The sequence below is a fragment of the Photorhabdus luminescens subsp. luminescens genome (genome assembly GCF_001083805.1).
In the GTDB taxonomy this organism is placed as follows: Bacteria; Pseudomonadota; Gammaproteobacteria; order Enterobacterales; family Enterobacteriaceae; genus Photorhabdus; species Photorhabdus luminescens.
Genome location: NZ_JXSK01000001.1, coordinates 164610 through 191170, shown reverse-complemented (window position 1 = coordinate 191170; position 26561 = coordinate 164610). Strand labels below are relative to the sequence as shown.

Genomic DNA, 26561 nt, shown 5'->3' with positions numbered 1-26561 from the left:
CCTGAGCCACCAGATTGCGGAAAGGAACCGGCGCAGGCAACTTATCTTCCTGTCCGGCAAGATAAGCCTGAATCTCGCCATGCATCACTTCCATTGCGGTATGGTCGCCAATCAGATGGTGCAGCAATTGCAGTACGCTCCAACGGCCATCGTCTTCCTGCGCCACCGCAAAGCGCAACAGTGGCGCTCGTTGCAGATCAATACGATAGCGACGCGGATCAAAATGTTGAGCTAACTGATCACGGGCCGGCCCATCAACTGGGTCTAGTGTCAGTTCAGTGACTAACAATTGCGCCTGACGCCAGACCACCTGAACTGGCGTTGATAATCCTTGCCAAACAAAGGCGGTACGTAGAATATCGTGGCGATTAACCACCTGTTGTACTGCCGCCAGATAATTGTCCAATAGGGCGCGGTTAGCAAAGACTATCTGACCGGCTAGTAGATACGGATCTCCCTTATTCGCTAGTAAATGGTGGAACAGAATGCCATCCTGCAACGGTGACAGGGCATAGATATCCTGAATATTGGCAACCCCACCCGGTACTTGTGCAATGATATGGTCAATCTCAGGCTGAGTGAGATCAATCAATGGCAACATGTCGGATGTAAGTGCCGTGGTCGCCGGGGTGATGACATTCGCCGGCGCCACCACCGACGGTGATTGCCCAACTGTTTGGGCAAATGCCGATAACACCGGGGATTGGAATAAATCACGCACCGCCAGCGTTAACCCCGCATTACGCAGACGTTCAATCATCCGCACTGCTAACAGTGAATGACCGCCCAAGGCAAAGAAGCTGTCATGCCGACTCACCTGTTCAATACCCAACAACTCACTCCAGATAGCGGCTAGCAGAGTTTCTGTCTCCCCTTGTGGTGCTGCATAAATTTGACGGGCAAAGGCATCTTCCCCCGGTGCTGGTAGCGCTCGGCGATCCAGTTTGCCGTTTGGTGTCAACGGGAAGGCATCCATACAGACAAACGCGGCTGGCACCATATAATCCGGTAAAATTCCACTTAGATGAGTACGCAGACGATTAATTAACTCCTCGTCTACTTCTGCCACTACATAAGCCACTAACCGTTTGTCCTGACCATCACCCATCACTTGCACAACTGCTTCATGCACTGCCGGATGTTCCATTAGCCGGGCTTCGATTTCCCCCGGCTCAATGCGGAAACCGCGAATTTTCACCTGCTGGTCATTACGGCCCAGGAACTCCAGATTGCCGTCTGGCAGGTAGCGGGCCAAATCCCCAGTGCGATACAGGCGGGTATCGGGCTTATCACTAAACGGATCTGGCAGGAAACGTTCTGCGGTCAGTTCAGGACGATTGAGATAACCCCGTGCCACCCCCCCTCCGCCAACATATAATTCACCCACGGCGCCTAACGGTACTGGCTGACCATATTTATCCAGCAGATAGAGGGTTAAGTCCGAGATCCGCGTACCAATAGGACTTGTGGTCTGTTCCACATCATGGCGACCCAGTGCCCGGTAAGTGACGTGAACGGTGGTCTCTGTGATACCGTACATATTCACCAACTGAGGCAATGTCTCTTCACGCAGGGCATACCACGGTTTCAGAATACTCGGATCGAGTGCTTCTCCGCCAAAGATGATATAACGCAAACAGTCCGGTAACGGATTGGCGACATAACTGGCAATAAAAGCTTTAAAGGCACTGGGAGTCTGATTCAACACCGTGATGCCGTGCTGACACACGAATTGATGCAATTCCTGGGGCGAACGGGCAATCGAGTGCGGTACCAGCACCAGTTTAGCGCCGTAGCGTAAGGCTCCCCATAATTCCCACACCGAGAAGTCAAACGCAATGGAATGAAACAGGCACCAAATATCTTGCCGGTTAAAGTGATACCAGGTTTCAGTGGCGTCGAACAAACGCAGGATATGACGATGTTCTACCATCACCCCTTTCGGCATGCCGGTCGAACCCGAGGTGTAAATCACATAGGCCAGATGCTGTGCTGTCAATGTTGGCACCTGCGGGTTACTGTCCGGCTGATCAGGCAGACTATTCGGGTCAAGTACGGTCAGCCTTGCCAGTGCGTCCTCTCCCAACGCATCACGCCCGACGTTATCCGCCAGTAAAATAGCGGGGGCAGCATCGGTCAGGATATACGCCAGACGCTCACCGGCATAAACCGGATCCAACGGCACATAGGCACCCCCGGCTTTCAGCACCGCCAATACTCCCACCACCATTGCCGGTGAACGTGACACGCAAACTGCCACCCATTGGTCCGGTGTGACGCCCAACGCTATCAGTTGATGTGCCAGACAGTTAGCACGGGTATTGAGTTCGGCATAGCTGAGGATCTGTTCTTCATACACCAACGCCGTGGCATCTGGACTCTTCTCTGCCCATTGTTCAAACAATCGGTGAATACAACCGTGATCTGGATACGATGTTTCAGTTACATTCCAAGTTTCCAGCAACAGCTTTTTCTCCACTGCCGGCAAGATATTCAGTGCTCGTACCGGTATCTCCGAACGCTGTTCAAGCGCCTCTGCCAGACTTTCCAGCGCCTGTTGCATATAACCGCATATCCGCTCCGAATCAATCGGTTGAACAATTTGCGCCGTTAATCCTAAAGCGTGACCAACATCCTCCACCGACAAGACAAACGGATAGTTAGTGCGCTCTTGTCCGCCCAGGAATTCAATACCGCTGATGATGGTATCCGAGGTAACCGACTGCTCACTATGCCGGTAGTTCATCAAAGCACTAAACAGGGGCGCTTCTCCCGGAACTCCACTGCAACGTTGAGCCAGCGCCAGTGACGCATGTTCATGCTCCAGCAATCCAGCTAATCGAGTATGCGCTGCCCGTACACTGTCCTGCACCGGGGTATCATCCATATTCAGTCGCAACGGCAAGGTATTGATAAACAGCCCCATACTGCTGTCAGTGCCTTCTCCGGCCTGCATTCGCCCAAACAGCACGGTGCCGAACACCACTTTCGCCTGTCCGCTGGTATGTGACAGCACCTGTGCCCAGGCCAAATGACACAAAGTCGCCAAACTGACGCCCAAGTGCCGGGCCTGACTGCGCAGGCGGTCATTCAATGTAGCGGGTAACATCCGGTGCGATTCCGTCACCAGCGAACCATCCCGATGGACCTCCGTCAATCCGAACGGCAACGTTGGTTCGTCCACTTCAGCCAACATATCGGTAAAGAAGCGGGTATGTTCGGCCTGACTCACCCCCAGACGAACCTGAGCTACCAGATTGCGGAAAGGGACCGGCGTCGGCAAATTGTCCCCCAGTCCGGTAAGGTACGCCTGAACTTCGCGGCGCATTACTTCCATTGCGGTATGGTCACCAATGAGATGATGCAGCAATTGCAGTACGCTCCAACGGCCATCGTCCTCCTGCGCCACCGCGAAGTGCAACAGTGGCGCTCGTTGCAGATCAATACGATAGTGACGTGGATCAAAATGTTGAGCTAACTGGTCACAGATCGGCCCATCAACCGGATTCAATGCCAATTCAGTGACTGACAATTGCGCCTGACGCCAGACCACTTGAGCTGGTGCTGATAATCCTTGCCACACAAAGGCGGTACGCAGGATGTCATGGCGATTAACCACCTGTTGCACTGCTGTCAGATAACGATCCAGCAATGAACGATCAGCAAAGGTCATCTGGCTGACCAATAGATACGGGTCACCTTCATTCGCCAGTAAATGGTGGAACAGAATACCGTCCTGCAATGGCGACAGGGCATAGATGTCCTGAATATTGGCCATCCCACCCGGCACTTGCTCCACAATATAGTCAATCTCAGGTTGGGCCAACTCAATCAACGGCAACATCGCTGGTGTGAGTGCTATGGTCGCCGGAGTGATGACATTCGCTGGCGCCACCACTGCCCGATACTGTCCTACTGTTTGGGCAAATGCGGACAACACCGGGGATTGAAACAGATCACGTACCGCCAACGTTAGCCCCGCATGACGCAGACGCTCAATCATCCTTACCGCCAGCAACGAATGGCCGCCCAACGCAAAGAAGCTATCGTGCCGACTCACCTGTTCAATGCCTAACAACTCGCTCCAGACAGCGGCCAATAGGGTTTCTACTTCTCCCTGCGGTGCTTCATAAATTTGCCGGGCAAAGGCTTCTTCCCCCGGCGTCGGTAATGCCTGACGATCTAATTTTCCGTTCGGCGTCAGGGGGAAGGTGTCCAGACGTACAAAGGCTGCCGGTACCATATAATCCGGCAAAATAGCGCTCAGATGAGTACGCAGATGGTTAACCAACTCCTCATCCGTTTCTGCCGCTACATAAGCCACCAACCGTTTGTCCTGCCCATCATCCAACGCCAACACAACCGCTTCATTCACCGCCGGATAATCCATCAATCGGGCTTCTATTTCCCCCGGTTCAATACGGAAACCACGGATTTTCACCTGTTGGTCATTACGGCCCAGGAACTCCAGATTGCCGTCTGGCAGGTAACGGGCCAAATCCCCGGTCCGATACAGGCGGGCATCCGGCTTATCACTAAATGGATCTGGCAGAAAACGTTCCGCGGTCAGCTCGGGGCGATTGAGATAGCCACAGGCAACCCCATCCCCGCCGATATACATCTCACCGGTTACCCCCTGCGGCACAGGCTGACCATAGGTATCCAACAGATAAACCTGCGTATTGGCTATTGGCCGACCGATGGGGATTCGGGTCACTTCTGGCGATAATTCTGCAATACGGTAGGTGGCGGTAAAGGTAGTCCCTTCACTTGGCCCATAGCCATTCAATAACTGTTGCGGCGGGTTATCTCGCAGAACTTGCCTAATCACATGCTGATCCAGCACATCACCGCCGACAATCAGGGTTTTGATTTGTGGCAGCACTGGCGACAACTCTGCCGCCAGTCGGTTAAACAGCCCGACACTCAGCCACAGCACCGTAATGCGATAATTCTGTAATGCCTGAACAAACTCTTTAGGCGTCAATAATGTAGCGTGATCAATTACCACCAGCGTGCCGCCATTAAGCAATGGCGACCAAACTTCAAAGGTGCTGGCATCGAAAGCCGGGTTGGCCTCAAACGCCACCCGATCATCCGGCCCGATGTCGGCGTACCCGTTATTGATGACCAGCCGAACCACTGCACGATGTGGCACCATGACCCCTTTGGGTGTGCCGGTCGAACCAGAGGTATACATAATATAGGCCAATTCGGTACTGGAACGAGGTAAGTCAAGATTGCGGTGATCGTCTTCCTCAATAGCGAACATCTCATCGACCAGACAAAACTGGGGGATCGCCAGATCAACCGGAATATCGGTGAGCAATAATTTGGCTGAACAGTCGTTTATCAGCCAGTTTTTCCGCTCAGTCGGTACATGGGGATCGATTGGCACATAAACGGCCCCAACTTTGAGAATGGCCAATTGAACCACCACCAGTTCAATAGAACGTTCTAACAGCACCGCAATCCGATCATCCGACTGTATCCCCCGCTCAATTAACCGGCGAGCCAGCCGATTGGCGCGGACATTTAATTCGGTATAACTGAGAATGTGTTCTTCATACACCAACGCTATAGCGTCAGGGGTTTTCTCCGTCTGTTGTTCAAACAGCCGGTGAATGCATGTCTGGTCAGGATATCGTGTCTGGGTTGCATTCCAGGTTTCCAGTAATAGCTTGCGCTCCGCCACGGTCAGGATATCGATTTTCCCAACTGGCTGTTGAGGGTTAGCCACTACCGCTTGCAATACCGCGTACAAATACCCCACATATCGCTCAATGGTAAGTTGATCAAACAGGGCGGTAGCATAATTCAGATAACCGACAATCCGGCCGTCTACCTCTGATAGGCTCAATTCAAGATCAAACTTAGCGATATCAACAAATTGATCGGCAGGTGAAACGGTCAATCCCGGCAATTTCCAATCCGCACGCTCATTGCTCTGCCAGGCAAACATTACCTGGAACAGCGGGGTATGCGTCAGTCGGCGTGGCGGTTGCACGATTTCCACTACCTGTTCAAACGGCAAATCCTGATATTCCTGGGCCTCCAGTGCGGTTTGCTGCACGCGTGCAAGCAACTCCGCCACATTTGGCTCCCCCGATAAGTTGATACGTAAAGCCAGTGTGTTGACAAAAAAACCGATGAGGGATTCTATTTCTTGGCGATTGCGGCCCGCACTTGGCGTACCGATCACCACATCATCCTGACCTGACAAGCGCGATAGCACAGTAGCCCAAGCTGATAACAGGGTCATAAATAACGTACTTCCCTGCTGTTCACTCAGACGCTTGAGAGATGTCGTTAATTTCTCATCCAGATTGACGGGGACAGCATGCCCGGCAAACGACTGCTCAGACGGACGTGGCCGGTCAGTCGGCAAATCCAACAGGACGGGCGCGTTCGCCAGCCTTATACGCCAATAGTCGGATTGAATTTGTAACCGCTCCGCCGATAGCCACTGACGTTGCCAGGCGGCATAATCAGGATACTGAATTGCCAGTGGCGGCAACGGATCGGGCAGCCCCGCTGAAAAAGCGGTATAGAGAGTGCTCAACTCATGCATTAGCACGCCAGTTGACCAGCCGTCTGACACAATATGATGCTGAGTCAGCAAAAAGAGGTAATCATCGTCAGCCCGTTGTATCAGGCCGGCTCGGATTAACGGCCCACTCGCAAGATCAAACGGCGCCTCTGCTTCCTGTGCACACAAACGCTCAAGCTGTTTATCCGCGTCAGACACTTTACGCAGATCATGTTTGCTTATCGGCAAACCCAATTCAGCCGGCAATAATTCGACCTGAGGCTGACCTTCCATCGTGATAAAGACAGAACGTAACGCTTCGTGACGGGCAAACAAGCGATTCAGCGCCTGCTGCCAGGCATCAATATCCAACTGACCACGTAAACGCAGGGCCATTGGGACATGATAGGTTTCACTAACGCCCTCAAACTGGGCCAGGAACCACAGACGCTGTTGCGCGAATGACAACGGTAATGCCCCCTCGCGGGATATCGGCAGCATGGCAGACACGTTATTGCTCTGCTCACCAAACTGAGTCCCCATGACCTCAGCAAAGGCTGCCAGTGTCGGTGATTTAAACAACGTGGACAGCGGTAATTCAATCCCCAATGCCGCTATTCGGTTTATCATTCGCACCGCCAATAATGAATGGCCGCCCAGGGCAAAGAAGCTGTCATACCGCCCCACCTGTTCGATCCCCAGTAATTCACGCCAGATAGCCGCCAGCGCTATCTCTGTTTCGCCTTGCGGCGCTGCGTAAACCTGACGGGAAAATGCTTCTACGTCCGGTGCCGGCAATGCCAGACGGTTCAGTTTTCCATTCGGCGTCAACGGCAGGGTATCCAAACGGACAAAAGCCGCTGGTATTATATAATCCGGCAAAATTGTGCTCAAATGAGTACGCAGTCTATTCGCCAACTCAGCGTTTTCTTCTGCCGCCACCCAGGCTACCAGACGCTTATCGTGCCCCTCACCCAGTGCTAACACTACCGCTTCACGCACCGCTGGGTACTCTGTCAATCGAGTCTCAATTTCACCCGGTTCAATTCGGAAGCCCCGAATTTTAATCTGCTGGTCATTACGACCAACAAAGACTAAATTACCATCTGGCAAATAACGGGCCAGATCCCCGGTCCGATACATCCGCGCATCCGGCATCTCACTAAACGGGTCAGCTAAGAAGCGTTCAGCCGTCAGTTCAGGACGATTAAGGTAGCCACGCGCCACCCCCGCACCGCCAATATATAATTCACCTACTGCCCCCAACGGCACTGGCTGGCCGTAGGTATCCAGCAAATAAATCTGGGTGTTCACGGTCGGATGGCCGATAGGCACCAACGTCTCCGTGTAGTCTGGCGGGCAACGCCAGGTCGTCGCACACACCGTGATTTCTGTCGGGCCATAGGCATTAAACACCGTTGCCCGACGACTCAGTGCCTGGAGCAGCATTGCGCTGGGTGCCTCGCCACCGAGTATCAACGTCGGTCTTGTCATCATTTCCGGTAAATCGCCCCCCTCCCGAAGCAGAGCCGGGGTCAGACAGGCATGGGTCACTGCCTGTTGCTCCAGATAATGCCAGAGACGAAGCGGGTCCTGACGGGCGATATCGACAGCGATAATCAAACTGGCCCACTCCCCAACGCCATCATGATTTCCCAAACACTGGCATCGAAACTCAATGAGGCAAACTGTAACATCCGGCTACCCGAGTGAATGCCAAACTGGGCGATTTTATCCCGAATAAGATTAACCAGCCCACGATGCTCAACCATCACGCCTTTTGGCGTGCCAGTGGAACCGGAGGTGTAAATCACATACGCCAGATGCTGTGCAGTCAGTGCGGGCACGTGCGGGTTACTGTCCGGTTGATCAGGCAGCATATTCGGATCAAGTACCGTGAGTCCTGCCAGTGCTTCTTCGCCCAGTGCGATACATCCAACATTATCAGCCAGCAAAATAGCCGGTGCTGCATTGGTTAAAATATATGCCAAACGTTCACCCGGATAAGCCGGGTCCAATGGAACATAGGCGCCGCCCGCTTTCAACACCGCCAGTAAGCCTACAACCATCGTTAGTGAACGTGTAACACAAATCGCGACTCGCTGGTCTGGCGCAATACCCAGCGCAATCAGTTGATGGGCCAGTCGGTTAGCTCGGATATTCAATTCCGCATAGCTGTACGTCTGTTCGTCATACACCAGTGCCGTGGCATCCGGGTTTTTCTCCACTTGTTGTTCAAATAACTGATAGATACATAACTGCTCAGGGTAGACAGTTTCAGTCGCATTCCAGGTTTTTAGTAACAATGCGCGTTCCGTTTCAGGCAAAATTTCCAACGTCCGTACCGGCGTTTCCGGGGCCAGCTCAAGTGTTTCTGCCAAACTTTCCAGCGCCTGTTGCATATAACCGCACATCCGTTCCGGATCAAATGGCTGGACAATTTGCGTTGTTAATCCCAACGCATTACCAAAATCCTCCACCGATAGAGTAAACGGATAGTTGGTACGTTCCTGTGCGCCAAGGAACTCAATGCCATTCATGATTTCATTCGAAGTCGCGGATAACGTACTGTGCCGGTAGTTCAACAAAGCACTAAAGAGTGGAACTTCACCTTGTACCCCACTGCAACGTTGAGCCAGTGCCAGTGAAGCGTGTTCATGCACCAATAATTCGGCTAGCCGGGCATGTGCTGCCTGTACACTCCCCCTTACTGGGGTATCATCCATATCCAGTCGTAACGGCAAAGTGTTGATAAACAGCCCCATGCCGCTGTCAACCCCTTGTCCTGTCTGCATCCGTCCAAACAATACGGTGCCGAATACCACTTTCGCCTGTCCACTGGTACGTGACAAGACCTGTGCCCAGGCCAGATGGCACAGAGCCGCTAGACTGACACCCAGACGTCGGGCCTGACTACGCAAGCGGTTGTTCAGTATAGCGGGCAACATTCGGTACGATTGGGTCATCTGAGAACCATCCCGGTATACTTCCGTTAATCCGAACGGCAACGTCGGTTCATCCACCTCAGATAACATGTCAGTAAAGAAACGGGTATGCTCGGCTTGGCTCACCCCCAGACGAACTTGAGCCACCAGATTGCGGAAAGGGACCGGTGCTGGCAAATTGTCCCCTGGCCCAGTAAGGTACGCCTGAACTTCGCGATGCATCACTTCCATTGTGGTATGGTCGCCAATCAAATGATGCTGCAATTGCAGTGCAATCCAACGACCATCCATTTCCTGTGCAATAACAAAACGTAACAGTGGCGCCTGGCCTAGATCGAGACGATGCTGACGCGGATCAAAACGTTGAGCTAATTGTTCATAAACCGGCCCGTCAGCAGGATCTAACGTCAGTTCGACAACTGATAACGGCGCCTGACGCCAGACTACCTGGGCCGGAACGGATAATCCTTGCCAAACAAAAGCAGTACGCAGGATGTCATGGCGATTAATCACCTGTTGCACCGCCGCCAGATAACAATCCAGTAAGAATCGATCAGCAAAGGCCATAGGATAAGCCAATAGATACGGATCGCCTTTATTCGCCAGTAAATGGTGGAACAAAATACCGTCCTGCAACGGCGACAGGGCATAAATATCCTGAATATTAGCCATTCCGCCCGGCACTTGTTCCACAATATAGTCAATCTCAATTTGGGTCAGCTCAATTAACGGCAACATTTCAGGTGTGAGTGCCGTGGTCGCCGGGGTAATGACATTCTCCGGCGCCACCACCGTTTGTGACTGCCCTACTGTTTGGGCAAATGCGGATAATACCGGGGATTGGAACAGATCATGCACCGCCAGCGTTAATCCCGCGTTACGCAGACGTTCAATCATCCGCACCGCAAGCAGAGAATGGCCGCCCAGGGCAAAGAAACTGTCGTGCCGACTGATCTGTTCAATACCCAATAACTCGCTCCAAATAGCGGCCAAGAGGGTTTCTGTTTCCCCTTGCGGCGCTGCATAAACCTGACGAGCAAAGGCATCCGCCCCTGGGACTGGCAGTGCTCGGCGATCCAACTTGCCGCTTGGGGTCAATGGGAAGGCATTCAAGCGCACAAAAGCCGCTGGCACCATATAATCAGGTAAAATAGCGCTCAGATATTCACGCAAGCTCGCCGTTAATCCGTCATCTGGCTCTGCCACCACATAAGCCACCAGCCGTTTGTCCTGCCCATCACTTAACGCCAGTACCAATGCTCCACTTACCGCAGGATACTCTGTCAATCGCGCTTCAATTTCTTGCGGCTCAATACGGAAACCCCTGATTTTAACCTGCTGATCGTTACGACCAATGAATACCAGATTGCCGTCCGGCAGATAACGGGCCAAATCCCCGGTTCGGTACATCCAGGCATCGGGTTCATTACTGAACGGATCAGTGAGGAAACGTTCAGCGGTCAATTCAGGATAATTGAGATAACCCCGCGCGACGCCTACGCCACCGATATACAGTTCTCCCACCGCCCCCAATGGTGCCGGCTGACTATAAGTATCCAGCAAATAAACCCGTGTGTTGGTTGTTGGACGCCCTATAGGAATCAATGCATCCATATAGTCTGGCGGGCAAGACCAAGAGGTAGCGCAAACTGTAATTTCCGTTGGGCCATAATCATTGAACAGATTGACCCGATCACACAATGCCCAGAACAGGGTTGAACCCGGCGCTTCTCCTGCAAATATTAACGTAGGCTTTATCGCTATTACCGGTAAATCACTCTCTTCCCGGAACAGAGCTGGCGGCAGGAAAGCGTGCGTTACTGCTTGTTTTTCCAGATAAGACCAAAGACGACGCGGGTCCTGGCGAATGATATCGGTAGGAATAACCAAACAGGCTCCACCACTTAACGCTGTCATGATTTCCGAGACACTGGCATCAAAACCCGATGAAGCAAATTGCAATATCCGACTGGTTTCATCAACGCTAAACCGGGTAATTTGAGCCAGAGCTAGGTTAACTACCCCACGATGTTCCACCATCACCCCTTTCGGTGTGCCAGTAGAACCCGAAGTGTAAATCACATAGGCCAAATGTCGTTCAGTCAATTCAGGTATCTGCGGATTACTGTCCGCCTGGTCAAACAAGATATTCGGATCGAGCATAATCACGTCTGCAAGTGCCTTCTTACCCAACGCAGCACGGCCGGTATTATCCGCCAACAAAATAGCCGGCTCGGCATCAGCCAGAATATGCCTCAGACGCTCGCCCGAATAAGCCGGATCCAGCGGCACATAGGCTCCACCAGCTTTCAGTACCGCTAACAACCCGGTTATCATCGCTGGTGAACGTGCCACACAAATCGCTACTCGCTGATCCGGCACCACACCTAACGTAATTAGTTGATGCGCTAGCCGATTAGCACGCGCATTTAATTCGGCATAACTGAGGGCTTGCCCTTCATACACTAGTGCCGTGGCATCCGGATTTTTCTCTGTCCATTGCTCAAACAGTCGATGAATACAACTGTGATCTGGATACGACATTTTAGTCGTGTTCCAAGTTTCCAATAACAGCTTGCGTTCCGCCACGGTCAGGATATTGATTTTCCCGACCGGCTGTTGAGGGTTAGCCGCCATCGCCCGTAGTACGGTATGGAGATAACCCACCTGCCGCTCAATGGTCGGTTGATCAAATAGAACAGTGGCATAATTCAGATAACCGACAATGCAGCCATCCACCTCTGACAGGCCCAATTCAAGATCAAATTTAGCGATATCGATGAGTTGATCGGCAGGTGAAACTGTCAGCCCCGGTAACTGCCATTCTGTGTTCTCATTGTTCTGCCAGGCAAACATCACCTGGAACAACGGAGTATGCGCCAATCGGCGCGGAGGTTGCACGATTTCCACCACCTGTTCAAACGGCAGATCCTGATGCTCCTGTGCCGCCAGTGCGGTTTGCCGCACATGCGCCAGCAATTCCGCCACATTTTGTGCACCGGATAAATCCATCCGCAAGGCTAGCGTATTGACAAAGAAGCCGATTAAAGATTCTACTTCTTGCCGACTGCGACCAGCACTCGGTGTACCGATAACCAGATCTTCCTGATTTGATAGGCGCGCCAGAACCGTCGCCCAAGCCGCCAACAGGGTCATAAATAATGTGACGCCCTGCTGTTCACTCAGGCGTTTAAGGGATTGGGTTAATTCCGCATCCAAACTGACGGGCAGTAGGGCCCCGGCAAACGACTGCCGAGGCGGACGTGGCCGGTCAGTCGGCAAGTCCAATAGAACTGGCGCGTCAGCCAGTCTCGCACGCCAATAATCAGATTGGGACTGTATACGGTCAGCCGATAGCCATTGGCGCTGCCAAGCGGCATAATCAGGATACTGAATTGTCAACGGAGACAATGGATCCGGTTGTCCCGCCAGGAATGCGGTGTAAAGGGTGTTCAATTCACGCATCAATACGCTGACAGACCAGCCATCGAAAATAATATGATGCTGGGTTAGTAAGAAAACGTGTTCATCATTAGCCAGTTGTACCAGAGCAGAACGAATTAATGGGCCACGAACAAGATCAAACGGCGTACCAACTTCCTGAATAGAAAGAGAGGCAAGCTGCGCATCCACATCAGGTGTGTTACGCAGATCATATTTTTTCATCGGCAGGCCTAATGCCGCCGGTAACAATTCCACCTGTGGTTGGCCGTCAACAGTAACAAAAACAGAGCGCAATACTTCATGGCGGGCAAATAGGGTGTCGAGCGCCTGTTGCCAGGCGGCAATATCCAACTGACCCTGTAGACGTAGAGCCAACGGAATATGATAGATCTCACTCACCCCCTCAAACTGGGTCAGGAACCACAGACGTTGTTGCGCAAATGACAACGGCAATTGGCCTTCGCGGGATAGCGGGACGATAGCAGGTAATATTCTGTCCGACTTATCAAACTCAGCACTCATCACTTCAGCAAAGGCCATCAACGACGGGAAGGTAAACAGCGTGGACAGCGGTAATTCAATCCCTAATGCCGCTATCCGATTTATCATTCGCACCGCCAATAGCGAATGTCCGCCCAGTGCGAAAAAGTTGTCATATCGGCTAATCCGCTCGACACCCAGTAATTCACGCCAGATAGCCGCCAATGTGGTTTCCATCTCCCCTGACGGCGCGGCGTAAATTTGCCGGGCAAAATCCTCTTCCCCCGGTGCCGGTAGCGCCTGACGGTCCAGCTTACCGTTCAGCGTCAGCGGAAAAGCACCCAGACAGACAAAAGCGGCCGGTACCATATAATCCGGTAAAATTGCGCTCAAGTGAGTACGAAGACAGTTAACCAACGTTTCATCCGCTTCTGCCGCCACATAAGCCACCAGCCGTTTGTCTTGCTCATCACCCACCACCAGTACAACCACTTCATTCACCGCCGGATGTTCCATCAGCCGGGCTTCGATTTCCCCCGGCTCAATACGGAAACCGCGGATTTTCACTTGTTGGTCATTACGGCCCAAGAATTCCAGATTGCCGTCCGGTAAGTAGCGGGCTAAATCTCCGGTACGGTACATCCGAGCATCCGGTTCATCATTGAACGGATCCAGTAAGAAACGTTCTACGGTCAACTCAGGACGATTAAGATAGCCACAGGCCACCCCGTCTCCGCCGATATAAATCTCCCCTTCCACACCCAACGGTACTGGCTGACCATTGGCATCCAACAGATAAACCCGCGTATTGGCTATCGGTCGACCAATGGGGATCTTCGTTGTCCCCGCAGGCAACGCAGTGATACGGTAGGTGGTGGTAAAGGTGGCACCCTCACTCGGTCCATAGCCATTCAATAACTGTTGCGGCGGGTTATCACGCAAAACTTGCCTAATCACATGCGGATCCAGCACATCGCCGCCGACAATCAATATCTTGATTTGTGGCAGCGCCGGAGACAACTCTGTCGCCAGCCGGTTAAATAGCCCGACACTGAGCCACAGCACGGTAATACGATAAATCTGTAATGCCCGAACAAATTCTTTAGGCGTCAGCAACGTGGCGTGATCAATTACCACCAACGTGCTGCAATTAAGCAACGGCGCCCAGACTTCAAAGGTGCTGGCATCGAAAGCCGGGTTAGCCCCAAACGCCACCCGATCATCCGGCCCGATGTCGGCGTACCCGTTATTGATGACCAACCGCACCACCGCCCGATGCGGCACCATCACCCCTTTGGGTGCGCCAGTCGAGCCGGAGGTATACATAATATAGGCCAGTTCAGGACTGGCGCGGGGTAAGTCAGGATTGAGGTAATCTTCCTGCCTGATAGCGTCCATCTCATTAGCAAGGCATAACAGGGGGATCACTAGGTCAACCGGGATATCGATATCAGTAAGCAATAATTTGGCTGAACAGTCGTTTATCAGCCAGTGTTTCCGCTCATCCGGTACTTGAGGATCGATCGGCACATAAACGGCCCCGGCCTTGAGGATAGCCAACTGAGCTACTACCAGCTCAACAGAACGTTCTAATAAAACTGCAATCCGATCGTCCGGCTGAATCCCCTGCCCAATTAACCGGTGAGCCAGTCGATTGGCGCGGGCATTTAATTCCGCATAGCTGAGGAGATATTTTCCATACACCAGCGCTATCGCGTCAGGGTTTTTTTCGGCCTGTTGTTCAAACAACCGGTGAATACAATATTGATCGGGATATGGTGCCTGGGTCGCGTTCCAGGTCTCCAACAACAGCCTCTTCTCCGCTGCCGGTAAAATATTCAACAACCGTACCGGTGTCTCTGGTCGCTGTTCAAGCGCTTCTGCCAGACTTTCCAGCGCCTGTTGCATATAACCACATATCCTCTCTGGATCAATCGGTTGAACGATTTGCGCCGTCAATCCCAAAGCATGACCAAAATCTTCCACCGACAAGACAAACGGATAGTTCGTGCGCTCCTGACCGCTAAGGATTTCAATACCGCTGATGATGGCATCCGTGGTAACCGGCTGCGCACTATGCCGGTAGTTCAGTAATGCGCTAAAGAGGGGCGCTTCCCCTGACACTCTACTGCAACGTTGAGCCAGCGCCAGTGAAGCATGTTCATGCGCCAGCAATCCAGCTAACCGGGTATGGGCTAACCGCACACTGTCCTGCACCGAGGTCTCATCTATATCCAGTCGCAACGGCAAAGTATTGATAAACAGCCCCATGCCGCTGTCAGCCCCTTGCCCGGCCTGCATCCGCCCAAACAGTACGGTGCCGAACACCACTTTCGCCTGTCCGCTGGTACGCGACAACACCTGTGCCCAAGCCAGATGGCATAACGTAGCCAAACTGACATCCAGACGCCGGGCCTGACTGCGCAGACGATTATTTAACGTAACGGGTAATATCCGATGCGATTCCGTCACCTGCGAACCATCTCGATGGACCTCCGTCAACCCGAACGGCAACGTTGGTTCGTCCACTTCAGCCAGCATGTCAGTAAAGAAACGGGTATGTTCAGCCTGACTCACCCCTAACCAGGCTTGTGCCACCAGGTTGCGGAAAGGGACCGGCACAGGCAAGTTCTCTTCCTGTCCGATAAGATAAGCCTGAACCTCGGCATTCATTACTTCCAGCGTCGTATGGTCGCCAATCAGATGATGCAGCAATTGCAACACGCTCCAACGGCCATCGTCCTCCTGTGCCATTGCAAAATGCAGCAAGGGTGCTTGGTCTAAGTCGAGGCGATAGCGACGCGGGTCAAAATGTTGAGCTAACTGGTCACAGATCGGCCCATCAACCGAGTCTAGTATCAGTTCAGTGACTGACAATTGCGCCTGACGCCAAACCACTTGTACTGGCGCTGATAATCCTTGCCAAACAAAGGCGGTACGCAGAATATCGTGGCGATTAATCACCTGTTGCACTGCCGCCAGATAACGATCCAACAATGAACGATCAGCAAAGGTCATCTGGCTGACCAATAGATACGGGTCGCCTTTATTCGCCAATAGATGGTGGAACAGAATACCGTCCTGCAATGGAGACAGAGCATAGATATCCTGAATATTGGCAACTCCACCTGGTACTTGTGTAATGATATGGTCAATTTCTGATTGAGTCAGGTCAATCAACGGCAGCATCTCGGGTGTGAGTGCCGTGGTCGCTAGGGTAATGACATTTGTCGGCACTACCACTGCCTGTAACTGTCCTACTGTTTGGGCAAATGCGGATAATACTGGGGATTGGAATAAATCACGTACCGCTAGCGTTAACCCCGCGTTACGCAAACGCTCAACCATCCGTACCGCTAGCAACGAATGACCACCTAGGGAAAAGAAACTGTCATGCCGACTGATCTGTTCAATACCCAACAATTCACTCCAAATAGTGGCTAGCAGAGTTTCTATCTCCCCTTGCGGCGCTGTGTAAACCTGCCGGGCAAAGGCTTCGACCCCCGGTGCTGGCAATGCTCGGCGATCCAATTTGCCGTTTGGCGTCAACGGGAAGGTATCCAAGCACACAAAGGCTGCCGGCACCATGTAATCCGGCAAAATGGCACTCAGATGAGTACGAAGATGGTTAACCAGCTCTTTATCCGCTTCTGCTGCTACATAAGCCACTAACCGTTTATCCTGACCGTCGCCCAGAGCCAGCACCAGCGCTTCGCTTACTGTCGGGTGTTCCAGCAATCGGGCTTCGATTTCCCCCGGCTCAATGCGGAAACCGCGGATTTTCACCTGTTGGTCATTACGGCCCAAGTATTCCAAATTACCATCTGGCAGGTAGCGGGCTAAATCCCCGGTCCGGTACAGGCGGGCATCAAGTTCACCACTAAACGGATCTGCCAGAAAACGTTCCGCCGTCAAGTCAGGGCGGTTGAGATAGCCTCGCGCTACCCCCACACCGCCAATATACAGCTCTCCAACCGCGCCTAACGGCACCGGCTGGCCGTCAGTATTCAACAAATAAACCCGTGTGTTCGCTGTCGGACGCCCGATAGCAATGACACCCTCAGCATAATCTGACGGACAACGCCAGGTGGCTGCACACACCGTGATTTCTGTCGGGCCATAGGCATTAAACACCGTTGCCCGACGACTCAGTGCCTGAAGCAGCGTTGCGCTGGGCGCTTCGCCACCGAGTATCAACGTCGGTCTTATCGTCATCTCCGGTAAATCGGTTCCTTCCCGGAGCAGGGCCGGGGTCAGGCAAGCGTGAGTTATCGCCTGCTCTTCCAAATAATGCCAGAGATAACGGGGCTCCTGACGAACCGTATCGGCAGGGATCGCCAAAGTGGCCCCACTACACAATGCCATCATGGTTTCCCAGACGCTGGCATCAAAGCCAAATGAAGCAAACTGCAACATCCGGCTACCCGGCTGGATATCAAACTGAACGATTTTTTCCTGAATAAGGTTAACCAGCCCACGATGTTCGACCATCACGCCTTTTGGTATGCCAGTTGAACCGGAGGTGTAAATTACATACGCCAGATGGCGTGGGGTTAATGCCGATACTTGCGGGTTGCTGTCCGGTTGGTTGGGCAATGAATTCGGATCCAGTACAGTTAACGCTGCCAACACTTTTTCGCCTAACGCAGTACGTCCAGCAGCATCCGCCAGCACAATAGTCGGCGCAGCATCGGTTAAAATATGAACCAGACGTTCCCCCGGATAAGCCGGGTCCAGTGGCACATAGGCGCCCCCGGCTTTTAGTACTGCCAGCAATCCCACTATTCGTGCCGGAGAACTGGCGACACAGATTGCTACCCGCTGCTCTGGTACGATTCCCGATGTAATCAATTGATGCGCCAGCCGATTAGCACGGGCATCTAATTCGGCATAACTGAGGACTTGCCCCGCATACACCAGAGCCGTGGCATCCGGGTTTTTCTCTGCCTGTTGCTCAAACAATCGGTGAATACAACCATGATCTGGATACGACGTTTCGGTCGCGTTCCAGGTTTCCAATAACAACTTACGTTCCGCCACAGTCAGGATATTGATTTTCCCGACCGGCTGTTGAGGGTTAGCCGCCATCTCTCGCAGTACGGTATGGAGATAGCCCACCTGCCGCTCAATGGTTGCTTGATCAAACAGGGCAGAGGCATAATTCAGATAACCGACAATCTGGCCTTCCACTTCAAACAAATTCAGCTCAAGATCGAACTTAACCACATCAAAAGCTTGCTCGACCAGTGAAACCACCAGTCCCGGCAACTGCCATTCCGTGTTCTTATTGTTCTGCCAGGCAAACATCACCTGGAACAGTGGGGCATGCGCCAGTCGGCGCGGCGGTTGCACAATTTCCACCACCTGTTCAAATGGTAGGTCCTGATGTTCCTGTGCCTCCAGCGCGGTTTGTCGCACACGCGCCAGCAATTCCGCTATATTCGGCGCACCGGATAAATCCATACGCAACGCCAGAGTATTCACAAAGAAGCCGATTAAAGATTCTACTTCTTGCCGACTGCGGCCCGCGCTTGGCGTCCCGATAACCAAATCTTCCTGACCTGACAGACGCGATAGAACCGTTGCCCAAGCCGCCAACAGGGTCATAAATAACGTGACGCCCTGTTGCTCACTCAGGCGTTTGAGAGATTGGGTTAACTCAGCATCCAGATTGACGGGCAAGATATTCCCGGTAAACGACTGCTGAGGCGGACGTGGCCGGTCAGTCGGCAAATCCAGGAGAACCGGTGCATCAACCAGTTTCGAACGCCAATAATCAGATTGGGACTGTATGCGTTCAGCCGATAACCATTGACGCTGCCAGGCGGCGTAATCAGGATACTGAATGGTCAACGGTGGCAACGGATCCGGCTGTTGGTTCAAGTGAGCCGAATAAAGCGCCTCCAATTCTGATTTTAGTATCCCTAAAGACCAACCATCGGAAACAATATGATGCTGGGTCAGCAAGAAAACGTGATCATCATTAGTCAGTTGTATCAAGCTGGAACGAATTAATGGGCCACGAGCAAGATCAAATGGCGCACTGGCTTCCTGAGCAGAGAGAGATGCAAGCTGTGCATCCACATCAAGCGTGTTACGCAGATCATATTTTCTCATCGGCAAGCCTGATGCCGCTAGTAACAACTCCACCTGTGGCTGGCCGTCAACAGCAACAAAAATAGAGCGCAATGCTTCATGGCGGGCAAATAGCGTATCAAGCGCCTGTTGCCAAGCGGTGATATCCAGCCGACCACGCAAACGCAGGGCTAACGGAATATTATAGGTCTCACTCTCCCCGTCAAGCTGGGCCAAGAACCACAGACGCTGTTGCGCAAATGACAACGGTAATTGGTCTTCACGGGATAGCGGAATGATAGCGGGTAATACCTCTCCTGACGTGTCAAACTGGGTACGCATCGCTTCAGCAAAGGTCATCAAAGACGGGAAAGTAAACAATGTGGACAGCGGTAATTCAATCCCCAACGCCGTTATCCGGTTTATCATCCGCACCGCCAACAGAGAATGGCCGCCTAGGGAGAAAAAGTTGTCATATCGGCTAATTCGCTCAACACCCAGTAATTCACGCCAGATAGCCGCCAACGTGGTTTCCATCTCCCCTGACGGTGCAGCGTAAACCTGCCGGGCAAAATCTTCTTCTCCTGGGACGGGTAATGCCCGCAGGTCCAGTTTGCCGTTTGGCGTCAACGGAAACGCGTCCAGACGCACAAAAGCGGCCGGCACCATATAATCCGGTAACACCATACTTAAGTGAATATGCAGATGGTTAACCAATGCCTCATCCGCTTCTGCCGCCACATAAGCTACCAGCCGTTTGTCCTGACCATCGTCCAGCGCCAGCACAACTGCTTCACTCACCGCCGGGTGTTCCAACAGTCGAGCTTCGATTTCCCCCGGTTCAATGCGGAAACCGCGGATTTTCACCTGCTGGTCATTACGGCCCAGAAACTCCAGATTGCCGTCTGGTAGGTAGCGGGCCAAATCCCCGGTGCGGTACATCCGGGCATCTGGTTCACTACTGAACGTATCCGGTAGAAAACGTTCCGCCGTCAGTTCAGGGCGATTGAGATAACCCGTGCCACACCGGCCCCGCCAATATATAACTCACCTACGGTACCTAACGGCACTGGCTGACGATATTTATCCAGCAGATAGAGGGTTAAGTCCGGGATCCGCGTACCAATAGGACTCGTTGTCTGTTCCACATCATGGCGATTCAGTGCCCGGTAAGTGACGTGAACCGTGGTCTCCGTGATACCGTACATATTCACCAATTGAGGCAATGTCTCCTCACGCAGGGCATACCACGGTTTCAGAATACTCGGATCAAGTGCTTCCCCGCCAAAGATGATATAGCGCAAGCAGTCCGGTAACGGATTGGCGACATAACTGGCAATAAAGGCTTTGAAGGCGCTGGGGGTCTGATTCAACACCGTGATGCCGTGCTGACACACGAATTGATGCAGCTCCTGGGGCGAACGGGCAATCGCGTGTGGGACCAATACCAGTTTAGCGCCGTAGCGTAAGGCTCCCCATAATTCCCACACCGAGAAGTCAAACGCAATGGAATGGAACAGGCACCAAATATCTTGCCGGTTAAAGTGATACCAGGATTCAGTGGCGTCGAACAAACGCAGGATATGACGATGCTCTACCATTACCCCTTTCGGTGTGCCGGTCGAACCCGAGGTGTAAATCACATAGGCCAGATGCTGTGCCGTCAATGTTGGCACCTGCGGGTTACTGCCCGGTTGATCAGGCAGACTATTCGGGTCAAGTACGGTCAGCCTTGCCAGCGCATCCTCTCCCAGCGCATCACGCCCGACGTTATCCGCCAGTAAAATAGCGGGGGCGGCATCAGTCAGGATATACGCCAGACGCTCACCGGTATAAACCGGATCCAGCGGCACGTAGGCGCCCCCGGCTTTCAGCACCGCTAATACTCCTACCACCATTGCCGGTGAACGTGACACGCAAACCGCCACCCGTTGGTCCGGCGTGACTCCCAACGCTATCAATTGATGCGCCAGACGATTAGCTCGGGCATTGAGCTCGGCATAGCTGAGGGTGTGTTCTTCATACACCAACGCCGTGGCATCTGGATTGTTCTCTGCCCATTGCTCAAACAGTCGGTGAATACAACCGTGATCTGGATACGATGTTTCGGTTGCATTCCAGGTTTCCAGCAGCAGCTTTTTCTCCGCTGCCGGCAAGATATTCAATGTTTTTACCGGTGTCTCTGGACATTGTTCAAGCGCCGTTGTCAGGCTTTCTAGCGCCTGTTGCATATAACCGCATACCCGTTCCGACTCAAACGGCTGTACCACTTGAGCAGTTAATCCTAAACTAAAACCACCGTCTTCCACACACAGCACAAAGGGATAGTTAGTTCTCTCCTGCGAGCCAAGGAATTCAATACCCGGCACGACTTTATTTGGGATCGTCAGTTGATCATTATGTCGATAGTTCAATAAAGCACTGAAGAGCGGGATTTCCCCCGGCACTCTACTGCAACGCTGAGCCAATGCCAGTGACGCATGTTCATGATCCAACAATTCCGCCAGCCGGGTATGCGCAGCCTGTACACTGTTCTGTACCGAGGTATCATTTATATCCAGTCGTAACGGCAAGGTATTGATAAACAGCCCCATACCGCTGTCAGCGGCCTGCATCCGCCCAAACAGTACGGTGCCGAACACTACTTTCGCCTGTCCGCTGGTACGTGACAACACCTGTGCCCAGGCCAAATGGCACAAAGCCGCCAAACTGACGCCCAGACGCCGGGCCTGACTGCGCAGGCGGTCATTCAACGTAGCGGGTAACATCCGGTACGATTCTGTCACCTGCGAACCATCCCAATGTACCCCTGTCAACCCAAATGGCAGCGTCGGTTGATCCACCTCAGACAACATATCAGTAAAGAAGCGGGTATGTTCGACCTGACTCACCCCCAACCGGGCCTGAGCCACCAGATTGCGGAAAGGAATCGGCACAGGCAGGTTCTCTACCTGTCCAACAAGATAAGCCTGAATTTCACCATTCATCACTTCCAGCGTCGTATGGTCGCCAATCAGATGATGCAGCAATTGCACTACGCTCCAACGGCCATCGTCCTCCTGCGCTACCGCAAAATGCAGCAAGGGTGCTTGGTTCAAGTCGAGGCGATGGTGATGTGGGGCAAAATGTTGAGCTAATTGGTCACGGACCGGTCCATCAATCGGGTTTAGTGTCAGTTCAGTGACTGACAATTGCGCCTGACGCCAAACCACTTGTACCGGCGCTGATAATCCTTGCCAGGCAAAGGCGGTACGCAGAATATCGTGGCGATTAACCACCTGTTGCACCGCCACTAAATAGCTGTCCAACAGAGATCGGTCAGCAAAGGTCATCTGGCTAACAAATAGATACGGGTCACCTTTATTTGCCAACAGATGGTGGAACAAAATGCCATCCTGTAACGGTGACAAACCATAAATATCCTGAATATTGGCAACCCCACCCGGTACTTGCGCAATGATATGGTCAATCTCAGACTGAGTGAGATCAGTCAACGGCAACATGTCGGGTGTCAGTGCCGTGGTTGCCGGCGTCACGACATGCGCTGGCACCACCACCGCCGGTGATTGTCCTACTGTTTGGGCAAATTCAGATAACACCGGGAATTGGAATAAATCACGCACCGCCAGCGTTAACCCCGCATTACGCAGACGTTCAATCATCCGCACTGCCAACAGCGAATGACCGCCCAAGGCAAAGAAACTGTCGTGTCGGCTGACCTGTTCAATACCCAACAACTCGCTCCAAATGACAGCAAGCAAAGTTTCTATCTCCCCTTGTGGTGCTGCATAAACCTGCCGAGCAAAGGCATTTTCCCCCGGCGCCGGTAGCGCCCGGCGATCCAGTTTGCCGTTCGGCGTCAACGGGAAGGTATCCAGACGTACAAAAGCTGTCGGCACCATATAATCCGGCAAAATGGCACTCAGATAGGCACGCAAGCTGTTAACCAGCCGATCATCGGCTTCTGCCACCACATAAGCCGCCAACCGTTTATCCTGACTGTCGCCCAAAGCCAGCACTAACGCTTCGCTCACCGCCGGGTGTTCCAGCAATCGAGCTTCGATTTCCCCCGGTTCAATGCGGAAACCGCGGATTTTCACCTGTTGGTCATTACGGCCCAAGAATTCCAGATTGCCATCCGGCAGGTAGCGAGCCAAATCCCCGGTGCGGTACAGGCGGGCATCCGGCTTATCGCTAAACGGATCTGCCAGAAAACGTTCCGCCGTCAAATCAGGGCGGTTGAGATAGCCTCGCGCCACCCCCACGCCGCCAATATAGAGCTCTCCAACCGCGCCTAACGGTACCGGCTGACCGTCAGTATTCAGCAAATAAACCTGTGTGTTCGCTGTCGGACGCCCAATAGCAATGACACCCTCAGTGTAGTCTGACGGACAACGCCAAACGGCCGCACACACCGTGATTTCTGTCGGGCCATAGGCATTAAACACCGTTGCCCGACGGCTCAGGGCTTGAAGCAGCGTTGCGCTGGGTGCCTCGCCACCGAGTATCAACGTCGGTCTTATCGTCATCTCCGGCAAATCGGTCCCTTCCCGGAGCAGGGCCGGGGTCAAGCAAGCGTGAGTTATCGCTTGCTCTTCCAGATAATGCCAGAGATAACGGGGCTCCTGACGAACTGTATCAGCAGGGATCGCCAAAGCGGCCCCACTGCACAATGCCATCATGGTTTCCCAGACGCTGGCATCAAAGCCAAATGAAGCAAACTGCAACATCCGGCTACCCGGATGGATATCAAACTGAGCAATTTTTTCCTGAATAAGGTTAACCAGCCCACGATGTTCGACCATCACGCCTTTTGGTATGCCGGTTGAACCGGAGGTATAAATTACATACGCCAGATGGCGTGGGGTTAATGCCGGTACTTGCGGGTTGCTATCCGGCTGATCAGATAGGATGTTCGGATCCAGTACAGTTAACGCCGCTAACACTTTTTCGCCTAACGCGGCACGTCCAGTATTATCCGCCAGTACAATAACCGGCGCAGCATCGGTTAAAATATGAACCAGACGTTCCCCCGGATAAGCCGGGTCTAGCGGTACATAGGCACCACCAGCTTTTAGTACTGCCAACAGTCCCACTATTCGTGCTGGCGAACTCGCGGCGCAAATTGCCACCCGCTGCTCTGGGGCGATTCCCAATGTAATCAGTTGATGCGCCAGCCGATTAGCACGGGCATTTAATTCGGCATAACTGAGAATGCGTTCTTCATACGCCAGCGCTATCGCGTCAGGGGTTTTCTCTGCCTGTTGCTCAAACAACCGGTGAATGCATGTTTGGTCACGGTATCGTGTCTGGGTTGCATTCCAGGTTTCCAGCAGCAACGTGCGTTCAGCTTCAGGCAACAAATTAAGTTGCCAGACGGGGATGTCATTTTTTTCTTCTGCCGATGATGCCAACACCTGTAAATGCTCACTCATCCGCTGAACCACTTCCGTACTCAAACGATTTATATCGTAGATCCAGCGAAAACTGCCCTGAGTATTCATCTGGAGTGTCAGCAATTCACCTAACGCATTCTGCTCCCACGGTTTGTCATCCGGTACGAAAGAAACAGCAACCCGCCACGGGTGGTTTGTAGCTAATGCAGGGATAGCACACAGTGAAGGAGCACGAGAAAGGAGATCACGGCAAAATGTACGATGCTGCGCCAACCGTACAAGCTCATCATTCATCCAGCTTGCTACCGCATACCAAGGCTGATCAAACTCCACCTTAACAGTCATTGGCACCACTGGCGCTAAACCAGACAACACCTCTGGTTCATCTTTTACCCTATCCACACACCAGCCGATTTGGAATTCGGTCTGATGAGTCAAACGCGCAAGATAAATAGCAAATGTTTGTAACAACGTTTGCAATGGGGCTTTTTCATCATTCTTTAACAACGGAGGTTGCCAGACACTCAATGCCCATTTAGGTGCTGCTGACTTTCCGACAGTTTCGAAAGGTAATTGCAGTGGAAGTAAAGAGGCAAGACGCTCACGCCAGAATGATTCACTGGGCGCGAGTGCCTGGAGAGTATCTTTTACATTTTCAACCTGCTGTGGGGCAAGCAGAGGTAATTGCTTGCCTGGCCTGAGTTCTGATATATCGGCAAGCTCCCCGGCGGACAGTACCTTACCCTCAAGTGTGGCAAACCCTCCGATCCGAACATCCTCACTTCCGGTTGTTACCTGCCAGGCATCCTCCTCTACATCAATCAATGTACCGGGCGCCCCCCCAGAATAGTGATTCAATCGTTGAAGCCAGGAAATCCGCACTGTGCCCCATTTCAGTAACAGTTTCGGACAACCCAGTGGATTTAAATAATTTTCGCCAAAATCTAACGCCCGTACTAAAGCTGAAAGTGCCTCACCCGGCTGCTGCCAACATAGATACCCCCCACTATCGGGACGACGGGACTGAGCATAAAAACTCCGTTGTGTCAGATCTTGCGGATAAGTCGTCAACTTTCCCTGCTCAAGATCTCGAAGTAGTTTAATAAACCCTTCTTGAGCTGCCTGATAACATTTCAGATTTAATGAAAATGCATTATCGTGTTCCTCGATAGATACCGGCCATTGCACGGCAATATCACCGGTGTCCACCCCCGCCTCAATGCAATGCCACGAAACGGCATAATGTGTCTCCCGCGCTAACAGAGCCCAAGAAGTTGCATGACTGCCCGCATAACGTGGCAAGGGGCTATTGTGATAATTAAAAGCACCGCCGCGAATCTGCCCAATCAGCGACATAGGCAGGATAATCGGATTAACGATTGAGAAAAGCCAATCTACAGGGTGTTGCGCAATTTGAGCTTGTAATGCCTCAACAGAGCTCACACAAACTATCCCTTGCCGAGTAGCCCATGTTTGCAGAACGGTATCGGTAGTCAGCATTGCTTGTATCGTATGCCCAGCCGCTTGAATTTGTTCGGCGCAGAACACTGCGAGGGTCGTTCCCCCGACTATGACGCAGCTACGTGACAGAGCAGGTACATTTTTTACATTATTGGTTATATTTTCTGATGTCTGAGAGAGGAATGCGGATTTAAGAACACTTTCCGCTTTTTTAGTAATACTATCTTTCAT

The 26561-nt window shown here is 52.5% G+C and carries 1 protein-coding gene and 1 pseudogene (1 of these 2 only partly in view); both read right to left on the bottom strand.

Annotation, left to right across the window (positions count from 1 at the left end; all coding sequences use genetic code 11):
- On the bottom strand, nt 1-8188 hold the 5' portion of the coding sequence (locus TI10_RS25555; protein WP_080984972.1) for a non-ribosomal peptide synthetase. 22538 nt of this gene lie to the left of the window's left edge; the window shows 8188 of its 30726 coding nt (coding positions 1-8188); its start codon is at nt 8186-8188; the stop codon falls past the left edge of the window.
- Nucleotides 8149-26561: pseudogene (locus tag TI10_RS26315) on the bottom strand (amino acid adenylation domain-containing protein). Before TI10_RS26315 ends, TI10_RS25555 begins: the two are co-directional and overlap by 40 nt.